The 22,339-nt window shown below is 61.3% G+C and carries 21 protein-coding genes and 1 tRNA gene; 5 read left to right on the top strand and 17 right to left on the bottom strand.

Features of this window, described 5'->3' with window-relative positions; genetic code table 11:
* Position 1: 1 nt before the first annotated feature.
* Both G6N83_RS09605 and G6N83_RS09600 read right to left on the bottom strand, forming a co-directional pair.
* A complete protein-coding gene (locus G6N83_RS09605) occupies positions 2–1,090 on the bottom strand; it encodes an ABC transporter permease (protein WP_165141540.1) in 1,089 nt (362 codons plus the stop codon).
* Entirely contained in the window at positions 1,087–2,733 is a 1,647-nt protein-coding gene (locus tag G6N83_RS09600) for an ABC transporter substrate-binding protein (protein WP_165141538.1), read from the bottom strand. Before G6N83_RS09600 ends, G6N83_RS09605 begins: the two co-directional genes overlap by 4 nt.
* A 157-nt stretch (positions 2,734–2,890) precedes the next feature.
* Here G6N83_RS09600 and G6N83_RS09595 point away from each other — a divergent pair, with 157 nt between their 5' ends.
* On the top strand, positions 2,891–3,691 hold the full coding sequence (locus G6N83_RS09595; protein WP_338143801.1) for an SGNH/GDSL hydrolase family protein: 801 nt from the start codon (positions 2,891–2,893) through the stop codon (positions 3,689–3,691).
* On the opposite strand, the gene G6N83_RS09590 is transcribed toward G6N83_RS09595, so the two are convergent.
* The 4 genes from G6N83_RS09590 to G6N83_RS09575 are packed head-to-tail and all read right to left on the bottom strand — an operon-like array spanning position 3,678 to position 7,745.
* Positions 3,678–4,691, bottom strand: a complete 1,014-nt coding sequence (locus G6N83_RS09590) for a sugar phosphate isomerase/epimerase family protein (RefSeq protein WP_165141534.1) — start codon at positions 4,689–4,691, stop codon at positions 3,678–3,680. The genes G6N83_RS09595 and G6N83_RS09590 overlap by 14 nt on opposite strands.
* Positions 4,688–5,824: a Gfo/Idh/MocA family protein gene (locus G6N83_RS09585; RefSeq protein WP_241246168.1), complete on the bottom strand. Its 1,137-nt coding sequence runs from the start codon at positions 5,822–5,824 to the stop codon at positions 4,688–4,690. Before G6N83_RS09585 ends, G6N83_RS09590 begins: the two co-directional genes overlap by 4 nt.
* A complete protein-coding gene (locus tag G6N83_RS09580; protein ID WP_165141532.1) occupies positions 5,821–6,951 on the bottom strand; it encodes a Gfo/Idh/MocA family protein in 1,131 nt (376 codons plus the stop codon). Before G6N83_RS09580 ends, G6N83_RS09585 begins: the two co-directional genes overlap by 4 nt.
* Positions 6,948–7,745 (bottom strand): sugar phosphate isomerase/epimerase family protein, encoded by a 798-nt coding sequence (locus G6N83_RS09575; protein WP_165141530.1) that lies wholly within the window; start codon positions 7,743–7,745, stop codon positions 6,948–6,950. Before G6N83_RS09575 ends, G6N83_RS09580 begins: the two co-directional genes overlap by 4 nt.
* A gap of 131 nt (positions 7,746–7,876) precedes the next feature.
* On the opposite strand from G6N83_RS09575, the gene G6N83_RS09570 reads away from it, so the two are divergent.
* Positions 7,877–8,515, top strand: coding sequence for a TetR/AcrR family transcriptional regulator (locus G6N83_RS09570; RefSeq protein ID WP_165141528.1), 639 nt, complete (start codon positions 7,877–7,879; stop codon positions 8,513–8,515).
* A 159-nt stretch (positions 8,516–8,674) separates the two neighbouring features.
* Positions 8,675–9,631: an NADP-dependent oxidoreductase gene (locus G6N83_RS09565; RefSeq protein ID WP_165141526.1), complete on the top strand. Its 957-nt coding sequence runs from the start codon at positions 8,675–8,677 to the stop codon at positions 9,629–9,631.
* Here G6N83_RS09565 and G6N83_RS09560 read toward each other — a convergent pair.
* Positions 9,628–10,512, bottom strand: coding sequence for a LysR family transcriptional regulator ArgP (locus tag G6N83_RS09560; protein ID WP_165141524.1), 885 nt, complete (start codon positions 10,510–10,512; stop codon positions 9,628–9,630). The two genes, G6N83_RS09565 and G6N83_RS09560, sit on opposite strands and share 4 nt — an antisense overlap.
* Before the next feature lie 69 nt (positions 10,513–10,581).
* Here G6N83_RS09560 and G6N83_RS09555 point away from each other — a divergent pair, with 69 nt between their 5' ends.
* Positions 10,582–11,193 carry a LysE/ArgO family amino acid transporter gene (locus G6N83_RS09555; RefSeq protein WP_165141522.1) on the top strand — a complete coding sequence of 204 codons (612 nt, stop codon included), beginning with the start codon at positions 10,582–10,584 and terminating at the stop codon, positions 11,191–11,193.
* A gap of 71 nt (positions 11,194–11,264) precedes the next feature.
* On the opposite strand, the gene rplA is transcribed toward G6N83_RS09555, so the two are convergent.
* From rplA to gabT, 10 genes are all read right to left on the bottom strand, one after another.
* Positions 11,265–11,954, bottom strand: a complete 690-nt coding sequence (gene rplA / locus G6N83_RS09550; protein ID WP_165141520.1) for a 50S ribosomal protein L1 — start codon at positions 11,952–11,954, stop codon at positions 11,265–11,267.
* 14 nt (positions 11,955–11,968) lie between these two features.
* On the bottom strand, positions 11,969–12,400 hold the full coding sequence (gene rplK, locus G6N83_RS09545) for a 50S ribosomal protein L11 (protein ID WP_165141518.1): 432 nt from the start codon (positions 12,398–12,400) through the stop codon (positions 11,969–11,971).
* 90 nt (positions 12,401–12,490) lie between these two features.
* Complete coding sequence (gene nusG / locus G6N83_RS09540) at positions 12,491–13,495, bottom strand: transcription termination/antitermination protein NusG (protein ID WP_165141516.1); 1,005 nt, start codon at positions 13,493–13,495, stop codon at positions 12,491–12,493.
* A 56-nt stretch (positions 13,496–13,551) separates the two neighbouring features.
* Positions 13,552–13,824 carry a preprotein translocase subunit SecE gene (secE, locus tag G6N83_RS09535; protein ID WP_165141514.1) on the bottom strand — a complete coding sequence of 91 codons (273 nt, stop codon included), beginning with the start codon at positions 13,822–13,824 and terminating at the stop codon, positions 13,552–13,554.
* 45 nt (positions 13,825–13,869) lie between these two features.
* Positions 13,870–13,942 (bottom strand) — tRNA-Trp (locus tag G6N83_RS09530).
* A gap of 172 nt (positions 13,943–14,114) precedes the next feature.
* Positions 14,115–15,488, bottom strand: coding sequence for an NAD-dependent succinate-semialdehyde dehydrogenase (locus tag G6N83_RS09525; protein WP_165141512.1), 1,374 nt, complete (start codon positions 15,486–15,488; stop codon positions 14,115–14,117).
* Between the two features lie 28 nt (positions 15,489–15,516).
* On the bottom strand, positions 15,517–17,076 hold the full coding sequence (locus G6N83_RS09520) for an APC family permease (protein WP_165141510.1): 1,560 nt from the start codon (positions 17,074–17,076) through the stop codon (positions 15,517–15,519).
* Positions 17,073–17,960 carry a universal stress protein gene (locus G6N83_RS09515; RefSeq protein ID WP_165141508.1) on the bottom strand — a complete coding sequence of 296 codons (888 nt, stop codon included), beginning with the start codon at positions 17,958–17,960 and terminating at the stop codon, positions 17,073–17,075. The genes G6N83_RS09520 and G6N83_RS09515 overlap by 4 nt, the downstream gene beginning before the upstream one ends.
* Positions 17,957–19,315, bottom strand: coding sequence for a flavin monoamine oxidase family protein (locus tag G6N83_RS09510; RefSeq protein ID WP_165141506.1), 1,359 nt, complete (start codon positions 19,313–19,315; stop codon positions 17,957–17,959). Before G6N83_RS09510 ends, G6N83_RS09515 begins: the two co-directional genes overlap by 4 nt.
* 26 nt (positions 19,316–19,341) lie before the next feature.
* On the bottom strand, positions 19,342–20,700 hold the full coding sequence (gene gabT / locus G6N83_RS09505; RefSeq protein ID WP_165141504.1) for a 4-aminobutyrate--2-oxoglutarate transaminase: 1,359 nt from the start codon (positions 20,698–20,700) through the stop codon (positions 19,342–19,344).
* A gap of 81 nt (positions 20,701–20,781) precedes the next feature.
* On the opposite strand from gabT, the gene G6N83_RS09500 reads away from it, so the two are divergent.
* Positions 20,782–22,338 carry a PucR family transcriptional regulator gene (locus G6N83_RS09500; protein ID WP_165141502.1) on the top strand — a complete coding sequence of 519 codons (1,557 nt, stop codon included), beginning with the start codon at positions 20,782–20,784 and terminating at the stop codon, positions 22,336–22,338.
* Position 22,339: the final 1 nt, after the last annotated feature.

Genomic DNA, 22,339 nt, shown 5'->3' with positions numbered 1-22,339 from the left:
CTCAGTTCTCCTCTCTCACACGCGGATCGAGCCATACGTAGACCGAATCTGCGATCAGGTTTGCGAGCAACACGGTCAGGGTGACGAGCAGAAAGACACCCTGCATCACTGGGTAATCCCGTTTTTGGAGCGCCGAGAACAGGAGGTATCCGATGCCCGGGTAGCTGAACACGATCTCGGTGAGTAGAGCTCCACCGACGACCCCTCCTAGCGCCATTGCGAACCCGGTGAATTGAGGCAGCATCGCGTTGCGGGCGGCATAGCGCCAACGCACGCGCGCCGGCGAAAGACCTTTCGCCTGCGCCAGCAGCACGTAGTCCTCACCCACTGTTGTCACCGTCATGTTGCGCATTCCCAACATCCAGCCGCCAAACGCCGAGAACACGATCGTCGCCGCAGGAAGAGCGCCGTACTGAAGCGCGCTGAGAGCGAAGGGGAAGGAGAACGCAATAGGGAGGTTCGGGTCGTACCCACCTGAGAGCGGAAACCAGCCCAAGATGAATCCGAAGTACCAGACTGCCAACAGCGCAACCCAGAAGTACGGAACCGACGACAGGAATGTGGTCAGTGGCGTCACGATCGAGTCGAACCTCGATCCCGCCCGCCACCCTGTCGCCACTCCGAGCGAGGTGCCGATCACGAAGGCGGCAACGGTTGTGACACCCACGAGCATGAGCGTCCACGGCAAACCAGTCGCCACGAGACTTGCAACCGGAACCGGAAAGTTCACGATCGAAACTCCGAGATCGAAGCGTGCGAGCTGACCGAGATAGACGATGTATTGCTCGAACAAGTTTTGATCGGGATCACCGAACAGCCCTTGGATCGACACCAGCGTGGACGGAGCGAGGGCTTGTCCGCTGACTCGCTCCAGCTGATCGATGATCGCAGCAGATGGATCGCCAGGCATAAGACGCGGGATCACAAAATTGAGAGTGATCGCGGCCCAAGCGGCGGCGAGGTAGAACCCCAACCTCTTGAAGAGGAAGTTCCTTCGACCGCGCCCGCCCTTTTTACGCGTTCTTCCGCGGGCTTCAGCCACCGCGATGTTCACGGTAGCCGAAGCCTCATGCTGAGGAGTGATGGTCATGATGCGGGAGTGAGCGACAGGAGGGTGAGGATGGTGTCGGGCCCGAGACTCGGGAACGGCACTGCGTCAAAGTCGTCCGGCGTGGGCCAGCCCTTCCAAAGCGACGCATTCACATCGACGAACCAGTAAGAGTTGTAGATGGGACTGAACGGAACCTCGTCGACGACGATCTGCTGCATCTGCATGCCCAGCTCTTTCATCGTGGCCTCATCCGACGTCTGCGCCATTTCACCTAGGACTGCGTCGGTTTCCGCGTCATCCCATCGTCCGATGTTCGTTGCCGCTGCGGTACCGAGCGGCTCGACGTAGCGACTGTCCAAGAAGCTATAGAGGCCGTAGACGCCGGCGCCCCCCGTGGTTGCGATTGTCATGTCGAACTCGCCGGTCTTCTGCTGGTCGTAAAGGGTCGCGCTTGGAGCACCAGAGGGCGTGACCGTTACTCCGAGAACTTCTTTCCAACTGTTGATCATGATGTCTGCGTAGGCGTTCCACCCAAAGTCCTGGTTGAACGAGAGCTTCGGGGTGTAGCTCTGTCCGTCTTTGACGAGCGCGCCGTCGACGACTTCATATCCGCTCGCAGCGAGTGCTGCTTGTGCGCTGGACGCGTCCACTTCTTGCACCACGTCCCGGTATTCGGGAGCGATCCAATCGCCGTAGATTTGGTCGACGAGCCCGGTAGGACCGGCCTCCGTGCCGGGTCGATTGAGCGTCGCGGTGATATCCGAGCGCGGAATCGACAGTGCAAACGCGCGACGCAGATTGACGTCGTCAAACGGTGCCTGCGCGGTGTTGTACATCATCGAGTACGCACCGCCTGTCGCGTACAGCTGATAAATATTGTTCTCGGGATCTTTCGCAACGAACTCTTCTTCAGCGTCGGGCCAGCCCGCAGGCGCCCAATCGATGTCTCCTCGCAGAAGCTGCGCTTTCACTGCCTCCCCGCTCGTCGCCAGGATCTTGTAGTACTTCATGGGCATCTGTCCGCCCCAGTAGTCATCACGTGCTTTGAGAGTGACCTGCTGAGGAGCGAAAGCATCGAGCGTGAACGGCCCGGTGCCCACCGGATCGGGGTTTGTCCACGTCGTGAGGTCCTGGTCTTTCCAAATGTGCTCGGGAACCATCGGTAGCGATGCCGACGTGAACTGATTGAGCGCCGCAAACGACGGCGCGTCGAAGTCCACTTGCACCGTCGCGTCATCGATGATCTCAACGCTCGAATACGTGATGCCCGCGAGGTTCAGATCAGGGTTGTCGATCGGTAGCGAGAGCGAGTATGCGACATCGTCGGCGGTCAAAGCCTCACCGTCAGAGAATGTGACATCGTCCCGAATAACAATCGTGAGGTGTTCCCCGGTCTCGTCGAACTCCATCGACTCCGCCAGCCACGGCACCACGACGGCACCGTCCGAGTAGTCGATACGGGCAAGCGGTTCGTAAATGAGCTCGGAGTTGGGAGCCTTCTCGGTCGCTGGGCCGAGGACGTTGTAGTTGCGCACGTACGTCGTGCCGCCATCCGACTTTCCGTAGATGAGGGTCTCGTTACGCTCTCCACCGGTGGCCTCGCCCCCGGCACTGCAAGCGCTTGTCGCGATAAGCGCGGTTGCGACGGATGCCGCAAGGCAAATTCGGACGATAGTTCGCATTCGTGTCTCCTTTGACGGAATGGTGCTGTGTGAGATTGTTTGGTGCTGAAAATTGTTGCTCATTCGTATGCACAACTGGATACGATATTCCGAAGCTCAGTTGCTACTACGTATGCGCAGAACATTATGACGAGCACGACGATGTGTCAACAGTCAGATGAGGAGAAATCAGATGGAGTCGAAAATCGACGTCGAAACGGCGCGAATGCGCCAATCAGACTCACTCCCCCAGCCCGCCGGACAGAACCTCTGGCGTGTACACGCCATGACAGCGCGAGCGAGCACTGAACCCCTCGAGGTGGTCTGTTGTGGCTCTTCAACGACATCCGGGATGTCGGCCACGGCCCCTTCCCGTCGCTGGGTGAATCTGTGCGCGGAGGCTCTCCAGCGCAGCATTCATCCAACCTTGCCCACACACCCAACCCTCGTTCTCGACGACGCAGATCAACGGAATACGGATGCTCCGGGTCTACGGATCATCAACGCGGGCGTTCCAGGCACCACATCGCAAAACTACCTGACCCCGGCGAGCGTTTCGGCGATATCTCGCATCGCACCCAGGTTGGTCATTCACATGGTCGGATCGAATGACGCCTGGGCAGGCGTGCACCCGGACCGATATCGTGCGCAACTGCACGCGCAGTTCTCACGGCTGCAAGATGCAACATCAGTCGACTGCATCCACCTGCTTGTGCACTCCTACGCGAGGTATGACGAGTTCACCCCGGTCGCACCTTGGGCCGCCTACGGGGAAGTTCTCTCGGCAATCGCGGCCGAACGAGAAGATACCGCCGCTGTCGATATCAGCGGAATCTACGCCGCGGTCGGGGTGCCGGGCAACGACCCCCGTCATTTCATGACCGATGATCGGGTGCATCAAACCGATGCGGGCCACGCCTTCATGGCAAAGGTCATGGCCCGCGTGTTAGAGCCGGCGCAGGGCGCTACTGGTTACTGAAAGCCGCATCGAACGACGCAGTGGGAACCGGCCACAGCAGTGACCGTACGTACTTCACGGCTTCCGCAGCCCCATGGAGGCGGTCCATTCCGGCGTCCTCCCACTCGATCGAAATGGGTCCGCGGTATCCGATCGATTCCAAAGCGCGGAACGAGTCTTCCCACGGCACGTCGCCGTGTCCTGTCGACACGAAGTCCCAGCCTCTTCGAGGATCACCCCACGGCAGATGTGACCCCATAACTCCCGCGCGCCCATTACGGGGGCGAAGTCGCGTGTCTTTGCAATCAACGTGGTAGATGCGGTCTTTGAAGTCCCAAATGAACCCGACCGGGTCGATGTTTTGCCACATCATGTGACTCGGGTCCCAGTTGAAACCGAACGCATCACGGTGCTCGATGGCTTCAAGCGCACGCATACTCGTCCAGTAGTCGTAGGCGATCTCACCGGGGTGCACTTCATGCGCGAAACGCACGCCTTCACCATCGAACACGTCGAGAATCGGGTTCCATCGCGCGGCGAAGTCTTCGTATCCGGCGTCGATGACATCCGCGGAGACGGGCGGGAACATGGCCATATATGGCCAAATCGATGATCCGGTGAAGCCCACGACGGTATCAACATCGAGCTTTCTCGCCACGCGAGCCGCGCGCTGCATGTCTTCAGCGGCACGTTGCCTCACGCCCTCTGCGTCACCATCGCCCCAGACGTATTCGCGCACGATCGCTTTGTGACGAAAATCGATGGGGTCATCACACACGGCTTGGCCCGCAAGGTGATTCGAGATCGCGAATAGGCGCAGGCCGTGTCGGTCGAGAAGCTCTCGCCGTGAACGCAAGTACGATTCGTCTTCATCGGCTCGCTGTAGATCGAGATGGTCGCCGCTCGCAGCGATTTCGAGGCCGTCATACCCCCAACCGGCGGCGAGCGCGGCAACTTCTTCGAGCGGCAGGTCAGCCCACTGCCCGGTAAAAAGCGTGACGGGGTGCGAAACAGCAGTCATGAAGTGCTCCTCGGGGTTTTGTCTTGCTTGTCGGTGGGCGGGCTTGGTGCGACCGTGACCCACTCGCCACTGCGAGCTGAGTCCAGCACTGCGGCCGTAATGTGCGCTGCACGCACACCGTCTTCGAACGTGGGGAGCCCGTCCGGAGACTCACCCGCGATCGCAGCGTACGCATCGGAAACGAAGGCGTTGAAGGCATCCTGGTACCCCATCGGGTGACCTGCCGGAACGAGCGAAAGCTCGCGATCGCCGAGCGCGTCTGGTGAGCGGAGGAGCGTGCGTGACGAGTCTCGTGTCCCGACCCATAACTCTTCCGGGCGCTCCTGTGCGAATCGAATGCTCTGCTGCGACCCGTGGATCTCAAAGACGAGTGCGTTCTTACGTCCGGGCGCCATCTGTGAAATGAGCAGCGTGCCGAGAGCTCCCGAGTCGAGTTCGACGATCACAGCGGCGATGTCCTCGTTGGCTACCGGCTGGCCACCGCGCTCGTCATACACAGTCCGCGTGCGCGCACTGAGCGATTCGATGCGAGATCCCGTCACGAACTCGATGAGGTCGCACAGGTGGGAGCCGATGTCGGCGAACGCTCGTGATTGCCCGCCGGAGGCGGCATCCACTCGCCAATTCGTCTCACCCGAGCCCAGCAACCAGTCCTGAAGATATGACGCGTCGACAGTTAAGACTGTGCCGATCTCGCCGGCGGAAATCAACGCTCTCGCGTGGCGCACGGTCGGGTGATAGCGGTAGATAAACGGAACAGCTCCCACCACTCCGGCAGCACTCGCAGCATTCGCTACAGCGATTGCATCGGGGACGGTCGTCGCGAGCGGTTTCTCGCAAATGACGTGTTTTCGATGCCCGAGAGCGGTCATGGTGTCGGCGACGTGTTGTGCATTAGGCGTGCACACGTGAACGACGGAGATCTCCGGGCTAGCCGCAATGCCCTCAGCACTGTCGACACCGTTCTCTATCCCGAGCCTTGCGGCTGCCTCGCGCGACCGTTCGACAGAAGAGCTTGCGACGGCCACGAGACGCGCCCCTGCCGCGCGCGCGGCACGTGAGTGAACGGCTGCCATGAAGCCGCCACCGATGAAACCTGCGCCGATGCGTCGCCCGGAAGGAACGTCGGTCACAGCGTCGCCTGGCGTGGATCGCGATCGAGCGGCACGAGGGGAATCTCCCCCACGGTGCTCTCCACCTCGATGAAGCGCCCCTCTGCCGCTGACTCGTCCATCGACAGCAACGTGTCGAGTACGTGGAAACCCAACTCGCCTGTCGCGATGTGTTGGTCGCCCGAGCGGATGGCACGTGCCAGATCGAGCACTCCCAGTCCTCTTCCACCCTCTGTGCCTGCGACGGGAACCGTTTCCCACAACGGCTGTGGGCCGGATGCTGTCTGCTCTGAACCGCGCGTGATCTTCACGTCGCCCGTGAACATGTTCGGATCGGCCATCACGAGAGTGCCCTCGGTTCCGCTGACTTCGATCACGCCAGCTCGCGGAAGTGCCGAATCGAAGCTGAAGACGCTGTCACTCGTCGCGCCGCTCTCAAAGCGAGCGATCGCCTGCACGTGCGTGTTTACCTCTACCGGAAATACAGTTCCTGCGCGCTCTCCGACCTGAATGCTTCGCACGTCACGTCCACGTGACGCGACAGCGGCGACCGAAGCCACCGGCCCGAACACGTTGACCAGGGCGGAGACGTAGTACGGTCCCATATCGAAGAGCGGTCCGGCACCCCGGGCGAACAAGAATTCCGGGTTCGGGTGGAAGGTGTCAGGGCCGATGTACTGCATCGTCGTATGCGCCGAAAGCGGCACGCCGATGTCACCACGCGCAATAGCGCGGCGAGCGCTCTGCAGGCCGGGGCCGAGCATCGTGTCAGGTGCTATGCCTACCCTCAGGCCTGCGGCATCCGCCTCTGCCAGCAGCAAGTGGGCCGATTCGCGATCTATGCCGATGGGCTTTTCAGACCACACGTGTTTTCCCGCAGCAATCGCCGCGCGGCTCACCGCGACATGCGCCTGCGGAATCGTGAGGTTGACGACGATCTCCACATCAGGGTGCGCAAGCACTTCGTCAGGGCTACCGCTAAACGGCACGCCGTGCTTCTGCGCCTGCGCAGCTGCGCGTTCAGTGTCGATGTCACCGACGATGATGACGCTGACATCTGGAAATGAGGTCAGATTTTCGAGGTAGGTGTTACTGATCATGCCAGCGCCGATAAAGCCGACGCCCACGGGACCGCCGGTGGCGCTCATCGCACGCCTCGATTCGAGAGATACTGCACGCTCGCTTCGATACCGGAGAAGACATCGCCCGCGAATTCGTCGTACTCGACGACCGCGAACTCGAGACTCTGGGCGGCGTCGAGCACGTCACCGAGCGGCACCGCGCCCGTCCCGGCGGCCACCTGCCCGAGATCGATAGGTCCCGCGGAGTCAGCACGGAATGGGTCCGCATCGATACTGCCGTCCTTCACGTGCAAAGCAACGAGACGCGTTCCTAGACGCGTAGCGAGAGCCGCGACATCCTGTTTGCCAACAGCAGCCCAATACGCATCGAGTTCGAGCACAACCTTGTCGTCGAGCAATGAGACAAAGTACTCATATGCGCTGACGCCATCGAATTCGTGATGGAACTCGTGAGAGTGATTGTGGTAGCCGACACGGATGCCGCGCGAAGCAGCCAACGCCGCGGCGTCGTTGAGGCGTTCGGCTGTAAGCGCAACATCATCTGGTGCGGCCCAGAGCACGGGGTCGACCATGGGGTCAATGACGATGCGTGCTCCGAGTTGACCGGCGGCGTCGAAGACTGCTTCGTCCACGGGGGCGGGCACGCGGTTCGCATCTGTCACCAGGGCTGCGTGCATCGTGGGCGAGGAAAGGTCGTAGCGAGCAAACGCATCTGCGAGTTCCGTCGCCCGCTGCACAGCACCGAATGCTTCGACATTCCGGAAACCGAGTCGAGAAACCCGCGCCAAAGTGCCATCAAGGTCTTCGGCAAGCGCATCGCGCACCGTATAAAGCTGGAGGGAGAGTTGGGGCTCAGTCACGCTACATCCTCATCGATTGAACTGGCGCTGCGTCTTCGCGTCGCCACGGCGTTGCCGTGTCGACGAGCGTAGCACCAATACCGACATAGGTGTAGGTATTGGTGCTACCGAATTAGCGCTACGGTCTTTTCATGCCCAAAGCCGTGCCGCAGAGTTCGTACGCACCTGGTCGCGTGCGACGCGAGCAGATCATCTCAGCTGCATTCACCGCCTTCGGCGCCGTTGGATACCGGCAGACAAGCATGAGCAAGATCGCAGAAGACTGCGGTGTCTCACGCGCGGGGCTCCTCCACCACTTCCCTACTAAAGAAGCCCTCTTGCAGGCGGTTCTCGATGAACGCGACCGCCTCGCATACGAAAAGATTTTCGCTGACGCGCCCGGCCCGCAAGCCGATGGACTTGATCATTTCGAACGACTAGTGCGCCTCAGTGCGTATAACGCATCGACGCCCGGGTTGGTGAGTTTGTACGCGGTGCTGTCGGCCGAAGCCACCGACCACGCACATCCCGCGCATCCATACTTCTCGCGTCGCTACGACGGATCGCGTCTCGACCTCGGCGCGGCCGTCGACAATCTCCGCTCACGAGGGCTCCTCCGCTCGCCCGATATTCGCAGCACTGATACCGCCATAGATGTCATCGCACTCATGGATGGGCTTCAGATTCAGTGGCTCATTTCACCGGGCGTCGTCGACATGCCCGCGCGCTTGCGCGAGCGACTGGAGAGCGTGCTCGCTGAGCCGCTTGCGCCGGGTGAGGATCCGCGCTGAGCTTCTCGACGTGGTATCACTCGCGTAACACGTGCGAGACAAACCCGGGGTTTACTGAGGCAACGAACGGCCCATTAGCGCTGCCGCCGCAGCTACACCTTTGAGGAGCGACCAATGTCACAACGGCCGCTACATCCAACCGAGTCTTCGCCTGCGACCATGCGGGCTTGCGTCTTTGATACCACGGGGGTCGAGGATGTGCTGCACGAAGCAGAAGTCCCTATCCCGTCGCCGATTCTAGGAGAGCTGCTCGTCAGAATCGTCGCGGCTGGCATCAATCCCATCGATGCCAAGACACGCGCCGGTGCCGGTGTATCCGCGGCAATACCCGGCTTCCCCTCAACTTTGGGTTTCGACTTCAGCGGTGTTGTCGAGAAGAGCCCGTTCGAAAACCATCCTTTCCCGAGTGGTACGGAAGTCTTCGGAATGCTGCCATTTCCGCGTACCGGCGGGAGCTATGCAGAGTACGCCGTTGTTCCGTCTCTTTCGGTAGCGCGTAAACCTGCGGCCCTTTCACACGTCGAAGCGGCCGGCGTTCCACTCGCAGCGCTTACCGCGTGGGGAATCGTCGTCGAAACTGCGCGCGCCCACGAGGGACAGAGCATATTGATCCACGCCGGGAGCGGCGGGGTAGGTCACTTTGCCGTTCAGTTCGCGGCGTACTTCGGAGCCCGCGTTACAGCCACGACATCCGGACATAATTCTGCTTGGCTGAGGGACCTCGGCGCCGCGAGAGTCATCGACTACACGCTGCAGCGATTCGAAGACGAGGTCGCCGACGTCGACGTGGTGATCGACCTCGTGGGCAATACTCATGACGAAACCGGCACCAGGTCTCTTGATGTGCTGCGTCCCGGCGGAATGTACATCCTCGTGCCGACGGGTTCATGGCCAGGCTTTGCGGAGGCCGCATCATCGCGGGGCCTACGGGCGACGAGCTACAAGGTTGCTCCCGACGGCGCCGCCCTTGCAACGATCAGTCGCCTCCTCGAGTCGGGGTCAATTCAGGTCTACATCGACCAGGTGTTTGATCTAGCGGATGCCGCCGCTGCCCACACCGAGTTAGAAAAAGGCCACACTCGCGGCAAGATCGTGCTGCAGGTGAGCGAAGACTAACCCGCCGGAAAGAGCACTCGGCGGCCCTCCGCAACGATGTCGGAGGCGACAGCGTCGAGCAGGTCGGAGTGGAGATTCCACTGCTGCCAGTAGAGGGGCACATCCACGTGCGCACCGCCCAATGCCACAAGCTTCCCCGAATCGAGACCATCTTGTGCCTGCGGACGAGGGAGCAAGCCCCAGCCGAGCCCAAGATGGACGGCGGTGGCAAAGTCTTGTGACGCGGGAACATAATGCCGCGGTGGCGCACTCGGATTTATGCCGCGGGCGGCGAGCCACTGTCTTTGCAAGTCATCACGCCGATCGAACTCCACGACGGGTGCTCTCTCGAATGCCGCGCTGACGGCCCCTCCCGCCAGCCATCGCTCGGCATACTCAGCGGATGCCACGGCGTCGTAACGCATGATGCCCAAGGCTTGCAGGCGGCAACCAGCGACAGGAACAGCCGTCGATGTCACGGCACCCATAACCTGACCTGTTTCGAGAAGTTGCGCAGTAAAGTCCTGGTCGTCTCGATGAAGATCGAAGGTCACGTTCAATCGCGATGACAGGCGCGCGAGCGGCGCAAGAAACCATGTGCCGAGCGAATCAGCGTTCACAGCGAGTGGAACAGATGTCGGACTCGACGTTGCGAATCCGGCGGAAACATCGTGAGCGAGAAGCTCCACTTGTCGCGCAAACCTCACAATTCGCATACCTGCCGGGGTCGCGCGCACGGGTTTCGAGCGCACGAGCAGCACTCTTCCCACCTGCTCTTCGAGTGACTTGACACGTTGACTGACAGCAGATGCTGTCACATTGAGGCGACGAGCCGCCGCGTCCATCGTGCCTTCGTCCAGCACCGCCGCGAGTGTGCGGGCAAGCTCGGTATCGATGTTCATTAAGTAAATCTAATGGTTCTTAAGAATCATTCGCTATACACCAGATGGCGCGATGGTTAGCGTGCTCCTGTGTGGGAATCTCTTGTGGCTGGGCTTGGTGTCGGGCTGTCTCTTATCGCCGCGATCGGTGCGCAAAACCTCTTCGTCATCCGACAGGGAGTGAGGCGGAACCATTTCGGCTTGGTGATCGTGATCTGCACGCTCAGCGACGTGCTGCTCATCGCCGCTGGGATTGCCGGCCTCGCCGTGATCATTCAGAGAGCTTCGTGGTTCATGGTGGTCGCACGGTGGGGCGGCGGGCTCTTTCTGATCGGCTATGGCGTCCTAGCTGGCCGTCGCGCTCTTCAAGGGAGCGATGAGGGGCTCGACGCATCGGCAAGCTCGCCAATGTTGGCCTCGCGGGCGGCCGTCGCAGCGACGGCACTCGCACTCACCTGGCTCAACCCCCACGTGTATCTCGACACCTTATTGCTCTTGGGTTCGGTCGCGAATACGAAACAAGCACCCTGGCTTTTCGGAATTGGTGCGGGCGTCGCAAGTCTTACGTGGTTTTCTGCACTGGGGTTCGGCGCCCGATATCTCGCCCGCTCGCTGAGTAGTGCGCGGTCATGGCGCATAATCGACGCCATGGTCGCGATCGTCATGATTGTTTTCGGCATCGGTCTGATAGTGGCGCGCTAGCTGTGCGGCAACGACGAAGGGGCCCCACCTCGCGGTGGAGCCCCTTCGTTTCGTGAGGTGATCTGAAGAGATCAGAGACCGTTGACGTCCAGCGGGATGCCGGGACCGAACGTCGTCGACACAGCACCCTTCTGGATGTAGCGACCCTTCGAGCTGGAGGGCTTGAGGCGAACGATCTCGTCAAGCGCAACCGTGATGTTCTCGTCGAGCTGCTCAGCCGTGAACGATGCCTTACCTACGACGAAGTGCACGTTGGCGTGCTTGTCGACGCGGAATTCGATCTTTCCACCCTTGATGTCTTCGACTGCCTTGGCAGCGTTAGGCGTCACGGTTCCGGTCTTCGGGTTCGGCATCAGGCCACGAGGACCGAGAACCTTACCCAAACGACCAACCTGGCCCATGAGCTCCGGGGTCGATACGGCAGCGTCGAACGACGTGTAGCCATCGGCGACCTTCTGGATGAGCTCGGCTCCACCGACCTCGTCAGCACCAGCAGCGATAGCTGCCTCGGCTGCGGGGCCCGTTGCGAAGACGATGACGCGAGCCGTCTTGCCCGTTCCGTGGGGCAGAATGACGGTGCCGCGCACCATCTGGTCCGCCTTGCGGGGGTCAACAGCGAGCTTGAGCGCAACCTCGACGGTCGAGTCGAACTTCGCCGAACCGGTTTCCTTCGCCAGGGCGACGGCTTCGGTCGGTGTGTAGAACTTGTCTGCTGCGATTTTCGCAGCGGCAGCCTCGTAGGCCTTGGACTTGGTAGCCATAGTCGTTATCTCCCTCAGCCCTCAACCGTGATGCCCATGGAACGGGCGGTGCCGGCGATGATCTTCGAGGCAGCCTCGATGTCATTCGCGTTCAGGTCAGGCTGCTTCGCTTCAGCGATTTCGCGAACCTGGTCCTTGGTGAGCTTGCCCACCTTCACGGTGTGGGGCGTTGCGGACCCCTTCTGGAGGCCTGCGGCCTTCTTGATGAGTTCCGCAGCCGGCGGTGTCTTCAGGATGAACGTGAAGCTGCGGTCCTCGTAGACGGTGATCTCTACGGGGATGACGTTGCCACGCTGCGACTCGGTCGCGGCGTTGTACGCCTTGCAGAACTCCATGATGTTAACGCCGTGCTGACCGAGCGCGGGCCCGATCGGCGGCGCCGGGTTGGCAGCACCAGCCTTGATCTGAAGTTTGATCAGGCCGGTCACCTTCTTCTTCGGTGCCATTCTTTTTCCTTTCATCGAACCGAGCGCGTATCGCTGCGGTTCTCCCGCAATTCCGGCTTGTCCGGATCGCGGTGGTCTATGGGAGATTCGTCAGATCTGCTTCGTGACCTGATCGAATGAGAGCTCTACCGGCGTCTCACGCTCGAAGAGCGAAACCAGAACAGTGAGCTTGCCGCTTTCCGGCTTGATCTCGCTGATCGAACCTGGAAGGCCCGCGAACGAACCCTCCTTGATCGTGATGGTTTCGCCGATTTCGAAGTCGACCTCAGTCGCGATGCTGCGCGCAGTGACCGGAGCACCCTTTGTTGCGCCAGCCTTCGTCGGTGCAGCTTCCTTGACCTCGACAAGGCTCTTCAACATATTGAAAGCCTCTTCAAATCGAAGCGGTGTCGGGTTGTGGGCGTTGCCCACAAAGCCCGTGACGCCGGGCGTATGACGCACGACCGACCAGGTGTCTTCGTTTAGCTCCATACGTACGAGAACGTAGCCGGGGATTCGAACGCGAGTGACCATCTTGCGCTGGCCATTCTTGATCTCGACGACGTCCTCCATCGGGACCTCGATCTGGTAAATGTCTTCTTCAACCTCGAGCGTCGACTTGCGCTGCTCGATGTTGGCTTTCACCTTGCGCTCGAAGCCTGCGTAGGAGTGCAGGACGTACCACTTGCCGGGAAGTGAGCGCAGCTCGGTGCGAAAAGCCTCGAATGGGTCGACGTCATCGTCGTCGGCGTCAGGCTCGGGACCGTCGTAGGGGGTCACTTCGTCGGCAGCTTCTGCCTCGGCTTCGGCCTCATCTTCGGCCTGGGCATCCGTGAGCACCTCGGCGGCAGCTTCAACCTCAGCTGTCTCGTCGATCTCAAGAGCATCGTTCACGATGCGATCGGCTTCGGGGTCGTTGATCTCGATGTCGTCCAACTCCTCGTCGTCACTCTCGTCTTCACCGTCTTCAGAAACCTCGTGGACGGCGATGTGCTCGGCCGCCTCAGAGGCGCGCTCTTCTACCGCGAGGATGTTTCCCTCTTGGGCTTCATCGTCCTCGCTGGACTGCTCGGCAGTCGGCGCCCAATCGGCGTCGTCGACATATCTTTCAGACAATTAAGTTCACTTCCATTCGTGGTTGCGGAAGACAACTCCCACTACCGCGGAGCTTTTTAGGCCACGCCTCCCGGCGTGCCGAAGACGACGGTCGTCACCCAGACAAAAAGCAGGTCAAGGCCATACACGAGGGCCATCATGACCACAACGAAAGCCAGCACAACACCGGTGAACTTCAGAAGCTCTTGGCGCGTAGGCGTGACCACCTTGCGGAGCTCGGCAAAGACCTGGCGGATGAAAATGACGATGCGCTGGAAGAAGTTGGGCTTCTTCTCACGCGGGGCATCGCGTTTCGCGACAACCTCGCCCTTCTGCTCGTCCTGGACCATTAACCCACCTGAATCATTCACTGTGTGCCAGCATTCGCTGACGCGCAGGGCGGACAGGAATCGAACCTGCAACCTGCGGTTTTGGAGACCGCTGCTCTGCCAATTGAGCTACCGCCCTAGAGACCGGAAGGTCCCAGGGAACCTGCATCCGCTGCCGCGACGCGATTCGAGGAACACTTCGAACCGCGGGCACGGCAAAAGAATGCAGACTTCTACTGCATCTTCAAGTGTACGCCATGGCAATGCGACAGGCGAACTCCAGCCGCGTGCTGCGGGCGCGGATAACGCGTCTACGCCGATTGAGGAGCGGTGCGGACAAGCTTCTTGTTGACGAATTCGTCAGCGGCAAGAAGCCCCATCTCGCGCCCTGTCCCCGAGCGTTTCACTCCCCCGAATGGAAGCTCAGGAGAGTCTGCGAGTACACAGTTGACGAAAACCATTCCCGCCTCAATTCGGTCTGCCACTCGATCCGCCTGGTCTGCATCTGTCGTGAACAGGTAGGAGCCAAGTCCGAACGGGGTGTCGTTCGCCACAAGAACAGCTTCGTCTTCATCGGCAACTCGATAGACAACACCGACCGGTCCGAAAAACTCTTCGCGATACGCATCCATCTGCGCCGTTACACCGGTGAGTACCGTCGGTTCGAAGAACGCTTGGTCGCGATGCCCTCCGACAACCACCGTTGCGCCCTGGGCCGCTGCCCGATCGACTTGCTCCTCGAGCCGCTCAGCCGCAGTCAGCGACGAGAGCGGCCCGAGCACGGTGTCGGGATCGAAGGGATCCCCCATGTTGCAGGACTGCATTGCGGCGGCGAACTTCTCCACGAAGGCGTCGTACAGCTCGTCAACCACGATGAAGCGCTTCGGCGCGTTACAGGACTGGCCGTTGTTGTCCATGCGGGCGTCCACAGCGGCAGTCACCGTGGCACTCAAATCAGGCGTAGAGAGCACGATGAAAGGATCCGACCCACCTAGTTCGAGCGCCACCTTCTTCAAGTGTTTGCCCGCAAGTGCAGCAACGGCCGAGCCGGCGCGCTCGGAACCTGTCACGGAGACACCCTGCACCCTCGGGTCCGCGATAACGTCCGCTGCCTGCGCATTGGTGATGTAGAGGTTGACGTACGCCCCCTCCGGTGCGCCAGCGTCGAGGTACATTTGCTCGATAGCAGCAGCGGACTCGGGGCACTGCGGAGCGTGCTTGAGCAGAATAGTGTTGCCGAGCACCAGGTTGGGAGCAGCAAAACGCGCCACCTGGTAATACGGAAAGTTCCACGGCATGATCCCGAGCAGAACACCCAGCGGTGAGCGGCGGATGAATGCCGACCCCTCGCCGAGGATGTCTAGCGGCTGATCGGCCGTGATGCGCTCGGACTGGTCGGCGTAGAACTCGGTAATATCCGCAGCGAAGTCGACTTCGCCAAGGGCCGCGTCCAGCGGCTTCCCCATTTCTCGGACGATGATCGCGGCGAGATTCTCACGTCGCTCGCGGTGGAGCTCGGCTACATGCCGCAACACCGCGGCACGATCAGCGACCGGAGTGTCACGCCACTCCCGGTAGGCGGCATCCGCAGTTTCTGTCTTTTCCCCGACAACAGCGTCGGTGAAGGTGTCGTACTGGGCCAGCGTCTGACCCGTGGCTGGGTTCACAACCGCATACTCACTCATGTGCGCTCCAATGTCTCCGTCGTGGTTCTTAGGCTGACTTGCGGCGCGGTAGCCGAAGCGTGTCTGGCGCGTCTACTGCAAGCGTCTCTCCTTTGAAGAAAGCGGGATGCTTCGCCGCCTGCCAGATCATGATGATGATCCCGATCCCGATGACCGTGACCCCCAGGACGAACACCAGTCCGAGCCCGAAGATGCTCGAGCCACTGCCGTAGTCCGGGTTCATTGAATCGACGAGAGTCGTCACGAAAAGCACCGCCAGAATTGCGCCACCAACGAGCGGGAACAAGAACGTGAAGAACACGTTCCGCGCTGAGTCGAACCATTGCTTTCGGAAGTACCACACGCACGCGAAGGCGGTGATGCCGTAGTAGAAGCAGATCATCATTCCGAGTGCCGTGATCGTGTCCCACAACACGTTCTCGCTCACGAATCGCATGACCGCGTAAAAGAGCGAGGCGACCACCGCCGAGATGATCGTTGCGAAGCCAGGGGTGAAGAACCTCGGGTGCACGGTCGCAAAACGCTTCGGAAGCGCCCCGTAGTGCCCCATCGCCAGGAGGGTTCGCGCCGGCGAGACGAACGTCGATTGCAGACTCGACGCCGAGCTTGTGAGCACAGCCAGCGAAACGAGCGCCGCGAGCGGTCCGAGGATTGGCCCTGACAGGTGGAAGAACACGTTGTCTTGAATGTCTGGGTTTCCGAGCCCGTACTCCCCTGTACCCACTCCCGCGAACATGATGAGCGAGACGGCGAGCAACAGGTAGAGCGTCACGATCGCCACGACCGTCAGCGTGGCGGCGCGGCCGGGGGTCTTGTCGGGATCTTTCGTCTCCTCATTCATCGTGAGCGTGACATCCCACCCCCAGAAGATGAAGATCGAGAGTGAGAGTCCAGCGGCGAAAGCGCTGAAAGACGAAACAGCAAACGGGTTGAACCATGACCAATCGATCGGCGTGGGGTCGAACCCGTTCCCATTCATCGTCGCGACGATGGCGGCGACGGCAAACACGACCAGAATGACCACTTGGAAACTCACGAGTACGTACTGGAGCTTCTGCGTCGTCTGCATATCTCGGTAGGAGATCATCGTCGCGCCCAGCATGAAAAGCAGACACACCGCAACGTTGATGAACGGATTCGATGCGAGGTCAGCAATCGAATCATTTCCAGAGAGCTGTGCAATCAGAAGGAACAGAAAATCGACGGCAATGCCCGCGAGATTCGACAACACGAGGATCGTGGCAGCGATCAGCCCCCACCCTGCCATCCAGCCCACCCACGGACCGAACGCGCGCGTCGCCCAAGTGAACGACGTCCCAGAGTCAGGCATCCGGTTATTCAACTCGCGGTAGCCAAATGCGACGAGCAGCATCGGGATGAACCCGACAAGGATGATGGCGGGAACCTGCACACCGACCGCCGATACCGTCGGCCCAAGCGCCGCCGTCAGTGTGTACGCCGGAGCGATACACGAAATGCCGATCACCACAGCGCCGATGAGCCCGACGGTGCCGGCGCTCAATCCTTTCGAAGACAACCCTCCTGTGACTGCTTCACTCGAGGTTGATTTCTGTTCTGGAGTGCTCATTGCCGTGCTCCTTCCGTTGCACGCGTGCGAGGCACGACAATCAGTGGTACCGAAAGAACGTGCAGCATTTTCGCTGCCGTGGATCCGAGAAAGAGCCGCCGAGGTTGAGCAAGACGGCTTGATGCGACCATCACGATCTCGTCCGGGTCCCACCCGACCTCCTGCACAGCATCTTCGATGCTTTCGCCCGTGCCCACGAGAACCTGGGCATCGACGCCCTGAGGCAGCTGATCGTGCGCCTGCGCGAGGACATCATGTGCGTGCGAGGCACCGGTGAGTCTTATCGCCCCGGTATCGGTTCCCGGCGGCATGTCCACCGTCGCAAGCGAGATCAAGCGCAGATTCGCGCCGCTTGCTGCAGCGAGCGCCACCGCTTCGGCAAGTAGCGCGTCTGCACCAGGCCGCGTGCCTACGGCCGCCGTTACCCGTGCAATGGCTACGCCCGGCGAATTGTGCCGAGCACCCTCCGGGGCGAGCACCACCGGGACATCGGACGAGTGCAACAGTTCTGATGCGACGGTGCCGAGGCGGTGCTTGCCACGAAGCCCTCCGCTTCCAGCCCCGACGACGATATAGCTCGCGCTGAACTCAGCGGCTGCCGCAATCAGCCCCTCGGCGAACGATTCGCCGTACCTGATATGCCCGCTGTGGGCGACGGCATCCTGCAGAAGTTCAGCGGCAGACGCCAGCCACTGACGCGCGACTTCACGAAGATGCCGGTCGAAACCCGCGTCCGGCGGTGTAATGACGCTGCGATCATCGGACGGCAGCACGATCACAATTTCGAGCTGGCTCCCGCTCGCCGCGGCGAGACGTGCACCCAGGACAAGAGCGTCCGCTCCCGAGTCCGTCGCGGTGTAGCCCACCACGATGGAGCGACTCACGACCTCACCTGCGCCACGATCTGACTTGCGACGAGATGGCCCATACGAATCGCGCCGTCGACGTGCTGGTACCCGGCACCGGCGAGGTCGCTACAAGCGAAGTGGATCGGGCCAACGGCAGTGCGAAGATCGGCCCCGTATCGATGCAAACCACCGAGGTCAAAGCTTGCCGCGTACGCTCCGCGAGTCCATTCTTCGCTGCCCCAGTCGCTTTCGTAGTAGACGACCGGAGACTTCGCCTCGTCACCGTAATAGTGAGAAAGCGATTCGAGAATTCGCTCTTTTCGCTCCGCCGCGCTCAACCGGAAAAGGTCGTCAGCATGTTTATCAGAGACAAAACCCACGAGTGTGCCGCGTTCATCGCCGTGGTTGGTGTTGTCGTAAGCTTCGTGCGAAATTTCATAGGGGCTGAAGGCGGTTCCCGACAGACCCTGTTCCCGCCAAAAGGGCCGGTCGTACACCGCGTGGACTTTGATAACGAAACCCATCGACAGATGCTGGTGCAGCTGGTGCTGAAGTCGCGGTAGCGGCGGCACGAATGAGACGCGGTTGTAGAGAACTGGCGGAACGGCTAGAACCGCCGCGCGCGCGTGCACGGTGACCCCGTCTGCTGCCACCGTCACCGCGCCGTCTCCCCATTCCAGCCGACGAACAGGCTGACCGAGGTACACGTCGTCGCCCAGACGCTCCGCCAGAAGGAGGGGCACCTGCTGGAGGCCTCCCACAACACGCTTATCCAGAATGAAGTCAGCATCGACGAGGTTCGTGAAGCTTCCTGCGCTTGCCGCCATGAGAAGCGCCTGCAGTGCAGAAAACGCATGCGGCGGCTTCGTGAGCATCGCCCCTGCGATGAAGAGAGCGATGTTGTCGACGGCTTCTGCGTCATCCGTCTGCTGGCGCAGCCACCCTTCGAACGAGACACGATCAAGAGCCTCAGCATCGGGGTGCTCCCATGGGCGATCGGGATCCATCTGCGCGACCATCACGTCAAGTCGATCGATGAGATCGACCATGATCTTCTCGGTCGCGGGAGCCACGGGAAAAATGTCTCCCGTGAAGCGGGTCAATGTGCCGTCAGGCCCGATGTAAACGCTCTCGCCTTCGCGATAGCGACTAAAGGTTTCGAGGCCGAGTTCCGCGACGGTGTCGATCAAGGCATCTTGATCGGGTGACACCCACTGCCCGCCAAGTTCGAGCATCGCGCCGTCGACGACGTCGGTCCACAATCTTCCTCCCACGCGGTCTCGGGCCTCGAGAACAGCGACCGACACCCCGGCCTTCCTCAGGTCGTTGGCTGCGGTCAGCCCAGCTGCGCCCGCTCCTACCACCACGACATCGCGGTTAATCTCGGCCATCATCGACTCCTTTGTCTCGCCGTTCATCAGATGCGCGCCATTACTTCGGCGACAACATCGAGGCCCTCATGCAGCAGCTCATCGCCGATCGACAACGGCGGCAAAAACCGGATGACGTTGCCGTAGGTTCCGCAGGTCAGCACGATGACGCCGGCGGCGATGCACGCCTTCGCGATGTCGGCCGCGAGCGCGCTGTCGGGCGCACCCGTGTCGGGATCCGCCAGTTCGACTGCCACCATCGCTCCGCGCCCGCGCACATCACCTATCCGCGAGTCCCGCGCCTGCATCTCTTCAAGCCGGGCGAACAAGATCTTCTCGATTTCGACAGCACGTTCGATGAGCGCATCGTTCTCATACACGTCGATTGCCGCGAGAGCTGCGGCACACGCAATCGGGTTTCCGCCGTACGTGCCCCCCAGCCCGCCCGCGTGCGAGGCATCCATGATCTCGGCGCGGCCAGTGACGGCGGCGAGCGGTAAGCCGGCGGCAAGGCCTTTCGCTGTCGTGACGAGGTCGGGCTCGATTCCGAAACCCGAGCTTGCAAACATGGCACCAGTGCGAGCGAACCCGGTCTGCACTTCATCAGCGATGAAGACCACACCGTTTTTCCGGCACCACGCAACCAGGGCCGGGAGAAAACCGTCAGCCGGCACGATGAAGCCGCCCTCACCCTGAATGGGTTCGATGATGATCGCTGCGAGGTTCTCTGCTCCTACCTGCTTCTCGATCAAGGAGATGGCTCTGCGGGCGGCTTCTGGCCCGCTCAAGCCATCCCGGTAGGGATACGACGTCGGGGCGCGATAGATCTCTCCCGCGAACGGACCGAATCCACTCTTGTAGGGCATCGACTTCGCAGTCAGCGCCATCGTGAGATTGGTGCGGCCGTGATACGCGTTATCGAAAGCGACAACTGCCTGCTTGCCTGTGAATTTTCGAGCAACTTTGACGGCGTTTTCTACTGCCTCTGCACCCGAATTGAACAGCGCCGTCTTCTTCGCGTACCGTCCTGGTGTCAGGCGGTTCAGCGCCTCGGCGACAGCAACGTACGACTCGTAGGGCGAGATCATGAAGCAGGTGTGAGTAAAACGCGCGACCTGTTCTTGCACAGCGGCGACAACAGCCGGGTGCGCGTTACCGACCGTCGTGACAGCGATACCCGACCCCAGATCGATGAGGCTGTTGCCGTCAGCGTCGATGATCACGCCACCGCCTGCGGCGACAGCGGCAATCGGGACGGTGTGTCCGACTCCCGCGGGCACAGAGTCGGCCTTCCGCGCGAGTAGCTCCTTCGAACGCGGCCCGGGAATCGTCGTCGAGAGAAATCGCTGCTGCGGAAGCTGGGGCCCGCCGCTGATCGCTGTGGACTGGGGGCTGGTGATGCTCATGGCCGTGAGCGTAGAAGTGAATCTTCCGCACCGCACTCGCCGGGCTGTACAGTTTGGGCCAGAGAAGTAGACAGGATGTATATGGGCGGCACCGGCGACTCGACGGCAGATAGACCAACCCTCAGCGCGCTTCTCGGCCGCACTGACCTCGGGCTGCGCCTTGCCTCGTCACCCGAGTCCCTTCCGCCTGGTGCTCTAGAGCAGGACGTTCGCTGGGTTCACAGCTCGGATCTCGCTGATCCGACGCCCTTCCTTTCGGATGGACTCGCCCTCCTCACGACAGGAACCCAGTTCACCGACGAGAGCCCCGCTTCGTTCGATGACTATGTGGCTCGTCTAAAGCGACGAGGGGTTGTTGCCCTCGGATTCGGCACCGAGGTTGTGCGCGAGGGCATCCCCGAGCCGCTTCGCGCTGCGTGTCAAGCGCACAGCATCCCGCTCTTCGAGGTGCCGTACGTCACGCCTTTCATCGCAATCGCTCGCGCGAATGCCGAAGCTATCGCTGCGCTCTCGTACGCCCGCAGGTCATGGGCGCTGTCAGCTCAGCGCGCGATCTCCCTGGCGGCACTTCGCCCCAATGCCCTCGGCGCCACGCTCACCGAACTCTCTCGTCAACTCGGCGCGTGGGTCGGGCTTTTCGACGCGAGCGGGAGCCTGACGCGCCAGCATCCCGAAGCCGGTCTCTCAGAATCCACAATGGGAGCATTATCCGACGAAGTGCGCGGGGTGCTGCGCCGCAATGCGCGTGCCGGGTCGTCCTTCCGTATCGAGCAGACTTCGTTCAGTCTGCAAACACTAGGGCGTGGCGGCCGCTTGCGTGGCGTTATTGCCATCGGAGGCGGCGAACTCGATCAGGAGAGTCGAGGCCTGGTGACATCGGTGGTCGCGATGGCTGGCCTGGCCCTTGAGCAGCAGCAGAATTTGCAGCGCGCACGAACCCAGCTGCGCGCCGGCGTTCTCCAGGCGCTTCGCGCACAGAACCCGACTCTCGCAGCGAAACTTGCCCGCGAGGTATTCGGGCCGCTCCCCGCGCCGCCACTAACCATCGGCGTCACATCGGCGGGATCGACCGCCATCGCGCCCCTCGCCGAGTGGCTGGAGCTACGCGCCGAAGAGCAGCAAGGTGCACTGTTCTTCGGGCGCTGTGATGACGCGCTCGTGCTGCTCCTTGGCGCCGGCGGGAATGGTGCCGTGTTCGCTGACATGACCGAGCTCTTCGACGTACGGCTCGGCGTCGCTGAGCACGCGCACTGGGATGACTTCTCAACGGGCTACGAGCAAGCGCTTCTAGCCCGCAAACGTGGGCGTGACAGCGTCAGCGTGTTTTCGGAGGTGTCGCGCGCCGGCATCCGCGCTGTCTTAGACACAGCTGACGCGCGGACTTTCGCGAGAGCCTCACTCGCACCGCTCCGAGCTCTCGACGAGCGCGAGCGATCTGAGCTCGAAAACTCCTTGCGCGTGTGGCTCGCAAACAACTGCTCCTATGAGACGACTGCCCGAGTGCTGCGCGTCCACCGCCATACGGTGCGTGCACGCATAGCGCAGGCCGAGAAAGTACTGAAACGAGACCTCTCTCATTTCGGCACCCGCGCCGAGCTATGGGCCGCGTTCGAAGCCACGAGCGACGAGCTGGCATGAG

This window comes from Microbacterium endophyticum, from assembly GCF_011047135.1.
GTDB classification, from domain to species: Bacteria; Actinomycetota; Actinomycetes; order Actinomycetales; family Microbacteriaceae; genus Microbacterium; species Microbacterium endophyticum.
Note: the sequence above shows the minus strand (reverse complement) of the source record. Positions and strands in the feature narration are given on the sequence as shown.